Here is a 12,817-nt window from a genome sequence, read left to right on the forward strand (position 1 = left end):
ATCGTTTCGTCCCGTCAGCGGGAAAAACCCCTATGTCTCCTTTTCTGCCCGCCGCCTCTTGTCAGTCTGCCGGGTGACTTCTACTGCTTAGCCACGGGAACTTCCCCATTTTTCAGGTTTAGCATTTCTTTATGTCCAGCAGACCCACCTCCCAGATCACGGGTTTTGCCGCGGCGTGGTCCATTGTTTTTGTCTGGTCCTTCTGGCTGATCGTCAGCCGCGTCGCCAATGGCAGCGGGTTGACCGTCTATGATCTGGCCGCGATGCGCTATGGTCTGGCGTCGCTGGTTGCCGTGCCGCTTTGCCTTTATTACAAGCCGTGGCGCGGATTGCGTTTAATGCAAATCGCGGTGCTCTCGTTCATCTTGGGACCGGTTTATATCCTGTGTGTTTTCACCGGTTTCCAATTCGCACCAGCGGCCCATGGCGGCATCTTTATGAACGGTATCCTGCCGCTGATCAGCATCATTTTCGGGGTTATCCTGTTTCGGGCCAACCCTTCCCTGCGTCAACTTTTGGGGGCCGGTTTGATCCTTGTTTCGGCAATTGTACTGGCGTGGGACGGATCAGGCACCAGTGCACAGGGTGCGTGGATCGGGGATTTGTTGTTCGTGACCGGCGCGGTGTTTTTCGCAATTTACATGATCCTGTCCGAACGCTGGCAGCTGACGGCGATGCAGATCATCTTTTGCGGAACGGTGGTGAATGCGGTGCTGTATCTGCCGGTTTGGGCGCTGTGGTTGCCGTCGGGGTTGGCTGACGCACCGATGGGGCCATTGCTGTTGCAAGCGGTCTATCAGGGGTTCGTGCCAAACCTGATCGGGCTGTTGTTCATTGCCCATGCCTCGCGCAGCATTGGCACGGCGAATACTTCGTCGATCTTGGCGGCGGTGCCGGGGGGCGGCGGTATTTTGGGCGCGTTGATCCTCGGCGAGAGCCTGAGCTGGATCAGCATTCTTGCCATCGTGTTGCTGACGATCGGGTTGTTGATCAGCGTGCGCAGACGGCAACCGCCGCCGGTTTGATGCTTAGGCTAGAACGGAAAAAGGGCCGCGCTTTGACACCAAAGCGCGGCCCTTTTTTGTCGTGCGGCGGGGTTTACCCGATGATCGCGTTCAGCGTTTCCGAGGGGCGCATCACGGCGGCGGTTTTGGCCGCATCCCCGTGGTAATACCCACCCAGGTCAACCGCCGGACCCTGCGCCGCTGCCAGCTCTGACAGGATCTTCTCTTCGCCACTTGCCAGTGCTTCGGCGATGGGGGCGAAATGCGCGGCAAGTTCCGCGTCGCTGTTCTGGCGCGCCAAGGCTTCGGCCCAGTAGCGCGCAAACCAGTAGTGGCTGTTGCGGTTGTCCGGCTCGCCCACTTTGCGCGACGGGGAATGACCGTGATCAAGGATGCCTTGCGTTGCGGCATCCACCGCCTGACCCAAGACGCGGGCCTTTTCATTGCCTTTGGCATCGGCGAGGAAGGTCAGGCTTTCACCCAAGGCGCAGAATTCGCCAAGGCTGTCCCAACGCAAGTGGTTTTCTTCCTGCAACTGCTGAACATGCTTGGGGGCCGAACCACCGGCACCGGTTTCAAACAAACCGCCACCGTTCATCAGTTTCACAATCGACAGCATCTTGGCCGATGTGGCCAGTTCAAGGATCGGGAACAGATCGGTCAGGTAGTCGCGCAACACGTTGCCGGTGATGGCGATGGTGTTCTTGCCCTCGGTGATGGTTTCAAAGGACGCGCGTGTTGCTTCGCGCGGGGCCATGATTTCGAATTTGTCGGCCACACCTTTGGCTTCAAGGATCGGTTTGACGTATTTGATCAGCTCGGCGTCATGGGCGCGGTCGGCATCAAGCCAGAAGATCGCGCGGCAGCCTTCGGCCTTTTGGCGGTCGATGGCAAGGTTCACCCAGTCTTCGATCGGGGCCTTGCGCGCAGAGGCAGAGCGCCAGATGTCGCCGGCCTCGACCTCATGGCTGTGCAACACCGTGCCATCGTCAAGGATCATCTTGACGGTGCCCGCTTCAGCAATCTCGAATGTGGTGGGGTGCGAGCCGTATTCCTCGGCTTTTTGCGCCATCAGACCGATGTTCTGAACTGTGCCAGCCGTGGCGGGGTTCATTTTTCCGTTTTCTTTGAAAAACTTGATCGTCTCATCATAAACCGGCGCATAAGAGTTGTCGGGGATCACACAATTGGCGTCTGATTCCTCGCCCGACGGTCCCCAACCTTTGCCGCCTGCGCGGATCAGCGCGGGCATGGACGCGTCGATGATGACGTCGGATGACACGTGCAGGTTGGTGATGCCCTTGTCGGAATCGACCATATACATCGGTGGGCGCGCGGCCATGCAAGCATCGATATCTGCCATGATTTCGGCGTTGTCCTTCACACGGGCCAGCAAATCGCCAAGGCCGGAGTTCGGGTTCACACCCAGATCGGCCATCGCGTCACCGTGCTTTTCAAACACTGGTGCAAGGAAGGCCTTGACCGCATGGCCAAAGATGATCGGGTCGGAGACCTTCATCATCGTGGCTTTCATGTGCAGTGAAAACAGCGTGCCGTCGGCTTTGGTCTGTTCGATTTGCTCGGCCAGAAAGTTTTGCAACGCTGCCGCGCTCATGAAGGTCGCATCCACCACGGTGCCCGCCGGATAGGTGATGCCCTCTTTCAACACGGTTTCGCCTGCGTCGGTAACCAGCACGATCTTGGCCGTGGCTTCGGTGTCCAGAGTGGCAGAAGTTTCGTTGGAAAAGAAATCACCCCCCGACATGGAAGACACACGGGTTTTGCTGTCCGCAACCCAGTCGCCCATGCGGTGCGGGTTGTTCTGTGCAAAGCTTTTCACCGCTTTGGCCGCGCGACGGTCAGAGTTTCCTTCGCGCAAAACAGGGTTCACCGCCGACCCTTTGATGCCGTCATATTTTGCACGCACGGCTTTTTCCGCGTCTGTGCCGGGTGCTTCGGGGTAATCGGGCAGGGCGTATCCTTGTGATTGCAGTTCCTTGATGGCGGCAACCAACTGCGGCACGGAGGCCGAGATGTTGGGCAGTTTGATGACGTTTGCATCTGCGGTTTTGACCAGACGGCCCAGCTCGGCCAGATCATCAGACTGACGCTGATCTTCTTTCAGGTGCTCGGGGAATGTCGCCAAGATACGGCCCGCAAGGCTGATGTCTTTGGTCCCTACGGACACACCTGCAGCAGCTGCGAATTTCTGGATGATCGGCAGGAATGACGCCGAGGCGAGTTCCGGTGCTTCGTCGACTTTGGTGTAGATGATATCTGACATGGTAAACCCCTTGAGTATGCCGTGAAGAACAATTGTGCCGTCCATAGCGCACACAAGGGGTAAGGTCGATAGTATACTGTAGTATGCAGAACGAAAGCGCCGATGCTCTACGGGACCTGTTTTCCCGATCCGATGTCCCAGAACAGGCCCGCCATAATCGCCATGGCGCTTGCGCAAACCGATTTCAGAACATGTTCATCCGGCGCATGCTGGCTGCACCCCAGATAGCTGTGCGGCACCCAGACTGTGGGCAAGCCAAGGATGTCCGCAAAACATTCGTTGGGCAGGGAGCCTGCAAGGTTGGGCAGGATATGCGGCGTTTCGCCGGTGGTTTCGGTCAATGAATTCTTGACGTAGGTGACCCATGGATCACTGGGGTCAAGGCGCGTGGCGGGGAAAAAACCGCGCTCATGTTGTTCGATGCTGACGGCATGAAACCCCAGCGCATCAAGATGGCGGCGCAAGGCGGGAATGATCCCGTCGGGGTCGGTGCCCACCACATAGCGCAGCTGGCAGGTCGCCCGTGCATGGCCGGAAATCGCGTTGACCGGCGCCTCCGGCACGCCGCTTTTCATGGCCAGAACAGCAAAGGAGTTCCACCCGTAGGTGCGTTCCGCCGGTGTCAGGCTTTCCTCGCCCCAGTCTTCGTCGACTTTTGGGGAACTGCCTTGCGTGACAGGCAGCGCCGCAAGCGCCTCTTGCACGGATGGGGTCAGGCTGTCCGGGCGCCATTCGGGGATCTGGATTTGACCGCGTGCATCGGTGATGCTGGCAAGCGCATGTGACAGGATGATCGCCGGATCAGCCAGCAAACCGCCGAAATTGCCGGAATGATGCGCGCCCTCACGCAAATCAACCACCAAATCAAAGGACATCCCGCCGCGGGCGCCCATGAACATCGTGGCCCTTTCGGGGCGCAGGCGCGGTCCGTCGGACGCAATCAGCACGTCTGCGGCCAGCATGTCCTTGTTGATTTCCATAAAGGTTGCCAACCCGGGCGAGCCGATTTCCTCGCTGGTTTCGATCACGATCTTGACGTTGAACCCCAGCGTTCCGCGCGTTGCCACGACGCTTTCAAGTGCCGCGATATTGATCATATGCTGGACCTTGTTGTCCGCCGTGCCCCGCCCGTAAAGCCGTTCGCCTTCCTCGACCAAAGTGAAGGGCGCAAGCCCCGCGCGCCATGCATCGGTCTGGGCGCGGATCACATCGCCGTGCCCGTAAGTCAGAACGGTTTTCAATGCGGGGTCTTCGATCCGTGTACCAACCAACAGCGGGCCGCCGGTAGGATCGGGGTTGTCGTGAACCTTGCAGTCAAATCCCAGTGCGCTGAGGCGCGGTGCAATTGCGGCGTCCAGATAGCGGCGCAGCTCCGGCATCTTTTCGGGGTTCTGGCTTTCGGTTTCAAAGGCGACCAGCCGGCCCAGATCGGTCTGCAGCTGGCCAGTTTCGAAATAGGCGGTCGCGTGTTCGATGGCATCCTGTCGGTTCATATTGTTCCCTTGTCTTCGGCAATGGCATCGCCCCACGGCGACATTATTTCAGTGCAGCCTGAATTCTTGCCGTTCCTGCGCATTACCCCTGCGGGGCAGGCGAAAGCATAGGGGAAAAGCGTGCGTTTGGTTGTGGTGACGGATCGCGTGGCACGCAAGGCTTCAAGGGTTGCATCGTCCAGCGCCTCATCTGCGACGATGGTTTCACCGCCCGAAACGTCAATGCGGGGCTGATGGAAGGTCGCGGCCAGATCCATGTCGAAGTCCGCCACAAAGCTGGAAAGCTGGGTCACTGCCGATACGATCTTGCGCCCGCCCGACGCGCCAAAGGCAAAACGGTTTTCACCTTTCGATCCCAACGCGGGGCAGATGTTCATCAGACAGGGTTTGTCAGGGGCCAGTGAATTGGGCCGCTCTTGCACGGGATCAAACCACATAATTCCGTTGTTCAGCAGGAAACCCGTTGACGGGGACACCACGCGGCTGCCGAAAATCGACAGCAGGGTCTGGGTCTGGCTGACCATATTGCCGTGTTTGTCGACCACCGAGAAATGGGTCGTGCACCCCTCATGGCCATGGGTTTCACCATCATGGCCCATGCTGGCAAGACGGGTGGCATAGGATTGGTTCAGCCCGTCGGCATAGGCGCTATAGGCTTTGCTGTCCGGCGCCGCGCCAAGTTCACGCTCCGCCATCACCTGCATCGCTTCGCGCATCGTTGGGCCCGCTGTCAAACCGGGCAGAACGTCAAACTGTGTGCCGCGATAGTCAAACGACAAGGGATCGCAGAAAAAGGCGTGATAGTTGTGTAAATCATCTGCCGATAGCGCGCCGCCCTTGGCCTGAACATCGCGGGCCAGCATCTGCGCAAGGTCACCATCATAAAGCGCGCGCGCGCCCTGATCCGCGATTTCCTGCAGGCTGCGCGCCATGCCGGACATATCCAGACGCTTTTCGGCAAGCGCCGTCCAGCCCGATACCGTGGGCCATTGGCCGTCTTCAAGGAACAGGGCCGCCGCATCGGGGTCTTTGGCCAAAGACCGTGTCGAGGATGCGATGTTAAGGGCGGCGAACCAATCGACCAGCAAGCCCTCATTCGCCATCGCGATGGCGGGGGCCAGCAGCTCGGCCCATGGCATTGTGCCGAACCGTTCGTGCATTTTGCCCATGCCGTCCACAAGCCCGGGCACCGCCACCGCCGTGGCACCGTGGACATTGCGTTCGCCCTCAACCGTGTCCCACGGGAACAGATCGTCAGATTTACCGCCTTTGTTCAGCGGGTAATCCGCCGGATCAAGCCCCGCTGGCGAGCGCATTCCGTAGTTCAACGCATAGGCGCGCCCCTCGTCCGCGCGCCACAACATCAAACCGCCGCCGCCGGCAGGGCCACTCATCCAAGGCTCTACCACACCGATCGCAAAAGAGGTGGCAATCGCGGCATCCACCGCATCGCCGCCAGCGGCCAAGACCGCAGCGCCAGCTTCGGCGGCACCGCGGTGCTGGGCAGCAACGACGCCCTGTTCGGTTTCGATCACCGTCTTGGTGATGTTCATGGAGGACGAGAGATTCCGGCTCATGACGAGGCTTCCTGTAGGTTACGCGACATATCGACATCGGGGTCGTGCAAATGGCATTCGACCAGCCCGAGATCGTCCGTGATCGGGCGCGGCACGATTGCCGAGCATTGCGATGTCGCCATGGGGCACCGCGGGTGGAAATGACAGCCCGACGGCGGCTCGATCGGGTTGGGATAGGCCATGCCCAGTTGCGTGTCTGGAACTTCCAATTCGGGATCGGGTGTCAGAACAGATTTCAGCAAAGCCTGCGAATAGGGGTGGCGGGCGTGATCGAACAAGGCCGCCGCGCCGGTTTCTTCGACGATCCGGCCAAGGTACATGACCGCCACCTGTGTCGCCAGATGTTCGACGACCGCGAGATCATGACTGATGAACAGATAGGTCAGGCCGAATTCGCTGCGTAAATCCCCCAGCAGGTTCAAGATCTGGCTTTGCACGGATACATCAAGCGCCGAGGTCGGTTCGTCGCAGATCACGATTTGCGGTCGCATCACCAAAGCGCGGGCGATGGCAACCCGCTGGCGCTGGCCGCCCGACATCTGGCTGGGGTAGTTGGTTAACACCCGCGATGGCAGGCCGACAACATCCAGAATTTCACGCACCGCTTTCGTGCGGCTCGCCTCGTCACCTACATTATGGACCCGCAGGGGCAGGGCGATCAGATCCTGAATGGTCTTGCGTGGGTTGAGCGAGGAATATGGATCCTGAAAGATCGGCTGGATGCGCCGCGCCAGTGCCAAACGGTCGTGCCCGCCAATCGGCGTGCCGTCCACAAGTACCTGACCGGAGGTCGGGGCTTCCAACCCCAGCAGGATCTTGGCCAAGGTGGATTTGCCGCAACCGCTTTCGCCGACAAGGCCCAGCACGTCCCCCTTATTGAGCTTCAAAGACAGATCCTTGAGCGCGGTCAGGGATTTGGTTTCACCAAAAAGCCCCTGCTTGATCTTGTAGGTCTTGGTGACATTGCGCAGTTCAAGGAACGGGGTATCGGTATCGCTCATGTGTTTGCCCCCTCGGTTTCGTCCACACCGGCAAAGCCGTTCGCATCAATGCAGCGGAAAGAATGGTTGTGCCCCGTTGCCGTCTGTTCGGGGATGTCGCTGCGACAGGTGTCGCGGGCATGAGGGCAGCGGGTGCGAAAGGCGCAGCCGCTAACCTCTCCGACCAATGAGGGCACGATGCCTGGAATGGTGCCCAACCGCGCGTCGCGATCGGACTTGCCGGGCAGGGGGATGCACCGCAGCAAACCACGGGTGTAAGGGTGCGACGGGGCCGCGAAAATCTCGGATGTGGGGCCGGTTTCGACAAGTTCACCGGCGTACATCACCGCGACCTGATCTGCGACCCGCGCCACCACCCCAAGGTCATGGGTGATCAGGATCATCGCCATGCCGAATTCCTTTTGCAGGTCTTTCAGCAAACGCAGGATCTGCGCCTGAATGGTCACGTCCAGCGCCGTTGTCGGCTCATCCGCGATGATCAGGTCAGGGCCGCACATCAGGGCCATGGCGATCATCACCCGTTGGCGCAAACCACCCGAAAGCTGATGAGGATACTGTGACATCCGGCTTTCTGCCGAGGTAATGCCGACCTTTTGCAACAGATCAATCGCACGGTTGCGCGCCTCCGCTTTGGGGCCGTTTACATGCAGGGTCATCGCCTCGATCAATTGGTCGCCAATGGTGAAGGCGGGGTTGAGCGAGGTCATGGGTTCCTGAAAAATCATCGACATGCGCGCGCCGCGCAGGCTGCGCATCTGGCGTTTTCCGGCGCGGGTCAGGTCGACGCCGTCGAATTCCATTTTGTCGGCAGTTGTTTTGATCGATCCGCCCAGCAACCCCATCAACGCCAGCGACGTCAATGATTTGCCCGATCCGCTTTCCCCTACAATGCACAGGGTTTCGCCCGGTTTCAGATCAAACCCGATGCCGCGCACGGCATGCAGCGTTCCGGTTTCGGTCGGAATGTCGATGCTTAGGTTTTCCACCGTCAGAATTGCAGGGGCTTGTGTCATCAATTGCGTCCTTCCGGTGCTGTCACATCGCGCAATCCGTCGCCCATCAGGTTGATCGCCAGCACCAGTACAAACAATACGGCACCGGGGATCATCACCAACCAAGGTTCAAACAGCATCATATTCTTTCCCTCGGAAACCATCAGCCCCCAAGAGGGGGTCGGTGGTTGCACCCCAAGCCCAAGGAAAGACAACACCGCCTCAAGCAGGATGGCATGGGCCATCTCAAGGGTGACCACAACGATCAGGTTGTTGGCGATATTAGGCATGATTTCCGACATCAGGATGCGCGGCGTCGACGCCCCGATGGCGCGCGCCGCCGTCACATAATCACGCCCCCGCACCTGTAACGTCGAGGCGCGCATCACAACCGCAAACCTGTCCCACAGCAACAGACCCAGCACGACAATCACCACCTGAAGTGAGCCGCCCATGATGGCAACCACCGCCAATGCGACCAGTACCACAGGCATGGCCAAGCGTACGTTGATCAAAAAGGTCACGACGGCATCAACACGCCCGCCAAAGTATCCGGCAGCCACGCCCATCGCCGTGCCGATGACACCGGAAATCAGCGCTGCGATCCCGCCGATCAGCAGGGAAACCCGCGCGCCGTAGATCAGCCGCGACAGATAATCCCGCCCTAAATGGTCGGTGCCCAAGGGGTGTTCCCACGTGCCGCCCAGAAAGACCGGGGGTTTCATACGGGCCATCAACTGTTGGGCGTAAGGATCATGCGGTGCCAGAATCGGCGCAAGGATCGCAATGATCAGCAGTAGTCCCAGAACGGCGGCGCCAAACAACAGGCCTTTGTGCCCGAACACACGGGCGCGCAGCCGCTGGCCCGGTGTCGGGCCGATGATTTCTTGCAGCAGGGCGTCGGGGGAGTTGGTCAAGTTATTCATGGCGGCCTCAACTGCTTCTCATACGCGGATCAAGCCATGCGTTCAGCACATCCGCCAGAAAGGTGAACACGATGTAAAACATCGAAAACACAAGGATCAGCGCCTGCACCGTCGGCAAATCGTTGCGTGATATGCTTTCCCAGGCAAGGTATCCGGCCCCGTGCAGCGCAAAGATGGATTCAACCACAATCGACCCGCCCAGCATGAACCCCATCTGAACGGCGGCAAGGCTGACCACCGGAATAATCGCATTGCGCAGGGCATGTTTGAACATCACCACCCCTTCGGGTGCGCCTTTCGCACGGGCGGTGCGAATATAATCCGACGAGAGCACCTCCAGCATGCCGGCGCGGGTCAACCGCATGATTGCCGGCATCGCATAATAGCCCAGCACAATGGTGGGCATGATGAAATGTTGCCAGCTTCCTGAACCCGAAACCGGCAGCCATTGCAGCTTGATCGCAAAGACGACGATCAGGATCAGCCCGAACCAGAAAGACGGCAGCGCCTGACCGGCGACGGACAGGAACAGGGCAATCCGGTCAATCAGGGAATTAGGCCGGATTGCCGCCATCACGCCCAACGGCACAGCCGTCAGCAAGGCAAAGCTGATCCCGCAGAGGCCCAGCAACATGGTGACGGAAAGGCGTTCCGCCAGCAGGCTGGCGACAGGGAGTTTGAAATAATAGCTTTCGCCGAAATCGCCGGACAAGGCGTTCAGCAGCCAGCTTACGTATTGGACCAGAACAGGCCGGTCAAAACCGTAAAGTTCGCGGATCGCATGCACGTCCTCGTCTGTGGCCCCTTCCCCTGCCAAAGCTGCCGCAGGATCGCCCGATAAATACAGCAGGATAAAGCTGATGAAGGACACAGTGAGCGCCACGAGGATCGCGAGGCCCAGCCGTTTTACGATAAATTTGAGCAAGTTGCGTTTCTCTTTTTATTCAGGGCGCGGGGGACGGATCAGGCAAAGAGATCGGGCACAGCGCGGTGCCCGACCCAATCGTTTTGTTTAGTTCCACGTCATCGTGGTAAAGCGCAGAACCTCGTCCGGTGTCGGGGTATAGGCCACTTCGTTCCCGAACACATAGTTGGTGTTGTACGAGAACATCGGCACCCAGAACGCTTCATCCGCGATCCGCTTGAGCGCTTTTGAATAGTTTTCCTTGCGGGTGTCGCTGTCGGTCGAACTGTCCGCGATATCCAACCAGTCGCGCACCTGTTCATCCCGCGCGTCGTCCAGATCGCCGAATTTGAAGAACTGGCTGGTGATCGCAGATGTGTCGTTGATCGAATAGGATCCCCAAGTCTGGAACGACACCGGCACGCCCTTGGTCGCGCGCAATTCACGCAATGCGGAGTATTTGAGCATGTTGAATTCGGTCTTGATGCCGACCGCGTTCATGTAGCTCGAAATCGCTTCGGCATAATCACGGTCGCGGTAAGCGTAGAATTCTGTTGTGAAACCATCAGGATAGCCCGCTTCGGCCAAAAGCGCCTTGGCCTTTTCGGGATCGTACTCATAGGCTTTGATATCCTGTTCACACCCGAACTGGCTGGGGAAACAGGCCGAACGCACAACCTTGCTTTTGCCTTTCAGCAGCGCATCAACCAAAGTCTGGCTGTCAATCGCATGCGCGACCGCCTGACGGACCTTAAGCTTTGTGAACGGATTATCCGCGCCAGTGCGGCCCGCCGCATCCAGCGTCATATACCCGATCCGCATGGTGCTTTCGTTTACCACATTGAACTGCTCCATCTGGCCCAGCTTTTCAGCCTGATCCGTGGGAACCTGCCAGATCAGATCCAGCGTGCCGGTAAACATTTCGGCCAATTGCGTGTTCACATCGGGGATTGTGCGGATATCAATCTTGCCAATTGTCGGCTGGCCTTTCGGGCTGTCATGATAGTTTTCGTTCTTTTCCAATACAAAATGCTGGCCCGGCGTCACCGATGTGGCCTTATACGGACCGGTCCCCACAGGGTTCAGCCCCATGCCAGAGGGGCCCACTTCGGCGTAATATTCGTTGGGATACATCGACACCGGACCGGACAGAAATTCGATCGCGGCTGGAAACGGGTCCTTAAGGTTGATGCGCACGGTGTAGTCGTCGATCTTGTCGGCCGATTTCATCCAGTTGACGTTGCGCTGTGTTTTGACACCATTTTCCTTCACGGACACGAAATTGACCGTGTAAACCACATCGTCCGCCGTAAAGGCCTCCCCGTTGTGAAAGGTCACCCCTTCGCGCAGTTTGAATTCAAGCGTGACATCGTCAATCCATTCCCAGGAGGTCGCAAGATTGCCTATGTATTCATTGGTCGCGGGGTCGCGGTAAATCAAACCGTCCCAGATTGCCCGCTGCAACACCACACCTTCGCGTGACGAGTTAAAGTAGCTGTCGACGTTTTCCAGCTCCTTGGTGAACCCGACCGCCAGCGTATCGTTCGCCTTGTCGGCATAGGCCGCGCCGCCAATTGTAAGTGCCAGCGCTGCGACCGAAGATTTTATCAGTGCAAGTTTCATGCGTTCTCCCGTTCTGTCCCTGTTGGACGTTTAATCACTTTTTTGTTGTATTATTATATAATACTTGAGACTGCTTTATAATAAAGTTAGCTGAATTCGGGCCGTAAGAGTCAAGCCAAATTTTAAGAAACAGGGAAGGGGGCAGGTGTTGAGCGAGAAACAAAATACCCTTTACGTCGGATCGCTCGCGAAGGGCCTAAAAATTTTGCGGGCTTTTGATGAGACAGCGACCGAAATGTCGCTAAGCGAAATCGCCGCGCGCACCGGTTTGGATAAAAGCGCGACACAGCGTTTGACGAACACGCTGCACGTTGAAGGGATGCTGGACAAGGATATGAAAACAAAACGTTTTCGGCCTTCCCATGCCTGGCTGCGCATGGCCTATGCCTACTTCTGGTCGGACCCTTTGGTGCAGCTGGCGATGCCGCGATTGATCGAGCTTTCGCAACACCTTGGGGCGACGGCCAATCTGGCAGAGATATCGGGTGACCATATTTTATACGTTAGCCGGATTCCGGGCAAAAGCAGCCATTTTTCCAGCACGATCATCGGGCGCCGTTTGCCCGCACTTTGTACCGCGGCGGGACGGGCGATTCTGTCGACGTGGTCAGCATCGGAATGCGCGGAGGCTATCGCCACATGGAGTGTGAACCAGATGACCGCGAAAACAACTCTGGACCGCACAGAGATCGGCCGTGCCATCGAAACCGCATCTCGGCAGGGATATGCCGAGACGCAGAATCAGGCGATCCTCGGGCAAACCGGCATCTCCGCACCGATCACAGGTCCTGACGGGGTGGCGTTTGCAGCGGTGCAATGCTCTTTCCCCTCCCGACTTTGGCCTGCCACGCGCATTCAGGAAGAGGCGTTGCCGTTTATTCTGGATGCCGCACATGCCATCGCGCCCCAATTGCAACGGGGGTATCACGCCCAAGGGCTTGCCCGACCGATGGGCGAAACTTGATGGGCTCTGACACTGGGCATGACAGTTTTCCAAACGCACCGGATTGGAG

10 protein-coding genes are annotated in these 12,817 nt (G+C 58.4%); 2 read left to right on the forward strand and 8 right to left on the reverse strand.

What is annotated here, in order from left to right; genetic code table 11:
• Positions 1 to 131 precede the first annotated feature (131 nt).
• Entirely contained in the window at positions 132 to 1,025 is an 894-nt protein-coding gene (locus Z947_RS0109660; RefSeq protein ID WP_025044103.1) for a DMT family transporter, read from the forward strand.
• Between the two features lie 73 nt (positions 1,026 to 1,098).
• Here the strand turns inward: Z947_RS0109660 and Z947_RS0109665 are convergent, their stop codons facing one another.
• The 8 genes from Z947_RS0109665 to Z947_RS0109700 form a co-directional block, all read right to left on the reverse strand.
• On the reverse strand, positions 1,099 to 3,288 hold the full coding sequence (locus Z947_RS0109665; protein ID WP_025044104.1) for an NADP-dependent isocitrate dehydrogenase: 2,190 nt from the start codon (positions 3,286 to 3,288) through the stop codon (positions 1,099 to 1,101).
• Between the two features lie 107 nt (positions 3,289 to 3,395).
• On the reverse strand, positions 3,396 to 4,781 hold the full coding sequence (locus Z947_RS0109670; protein WP_025044105.1) for a M20 family metallopeptidase: 1,386 nt from the start codon (positions 4,779 to 4,781) through the stop codon (positions 3,396 to 3,398).
• A complete protein-coding gene (locus tag Z947_RS0109675) occupies positions 4,778 to 6,358 on the reverse strand; it encodes a gamma-glutamyltransferase (RefSeq protein WP_025044106.1) in 1,581 nt (526 codons plus the stop codon). The genes Z947_RS0109670 and Z947_RS0109675 overlap by 4 nt, the downstream gene beginning before the upstream one ends.
• Positions 6,355 to 7,359 (reverse strand): ABC transporter ATP-binding protein, encoded by a 1,005-nt coding sequence (locus tag Z947_RS0109680; protein ID WP_025044107.1) that lies wholly within the window; start codon positions 7,357 to 7,359, stop codon positions 6,355 to 6,357. Before Z947_RS0109680 ends, Z947_RS0109675 begins: the two co-directional genes overlap by 4 nt.
• Positions 7,356 to 8,372: an ABC transporter ATP-binding protein gene (locus tag Z947_RS0109685; protein WP_025044108.1), complete on the reverse strand. Its 1,017-nt coding sequence runs from the start codon at positions 8,370 to 8,372 to the stop codon at positions 7,356 to 7,358. The genes Z947_RS0109680 and Z947_RS0109685 overlap by 4 nt, the downstream gene beginning before the upstream one ends.
• Positions 8,372 to 9,277: an ABC transporter permease gene (locus tag Z947_RS0109690; protein ID WP_179453272.1), complete on the reverse strand. Its 906-nt coding sequence runs from the start codon at positions 9,275 to 9,277 to the stop codon at positions 8,372 to 8,374. Before Z947_RS0109690 ends, Z947_RS0109685 begins: the two co-directional genes overlap by 1 nt.
• Before the next feature lie 7 nt (positions 9,278 to 9,284).
• On the reverse strand, positions 9,285 to 10,202 hold the full coding sequence (locus tag Z947_RS0109695) for an ABC transporter permease (RefSeq protein ID WP_025044110.1): 918 nt from the start codon (positions 10,200 to 10,202) through the stop codon (positions 9,285 to 9,287).
• An 87-nt stretch (positions 10,203 to 10,289) separates the two neighbouring features.
• Entirely contained in the window at positions 10,290 to 11,804 is a 1,515-nt protein-coding gene (locus Z947_RS0109700; protein WP_025044111.1) for an ABC transporter substrate-binding protein, read from the reverse strand.
• A gap of 148 nt (positions 11,805 to 11,952) precedes the next feature.
• Here Z947_RS0109700 and Z947_RS0109705 point away from each other — a divergent pair, with 148 nt between their 5' ends.
• Positions 11,953 to 12,768, forward strand: coding sequence for an IclR family transcriptional regulator (locus tag Z947_RS0109705; RefSeq protein ID WP_025044112.1), 816 nt, complete (start codon positions 11,953 to 11,955; stop codon positions 12,766 to 12,768).
• Positions 12,769 to 12,817: the final 49 nt, after the last annotated feature.

Origin of the sequence: Sulfitobacter geojensis (assembly GCF_000622325.1) — a bacterium.
GTDB lineage: Bacteria > Pseudomonadota > Alphaproteobacteria > Rhodobacterales > Rhodobacteraceae > Sulfitobacter > Sulfitobacter geojensis.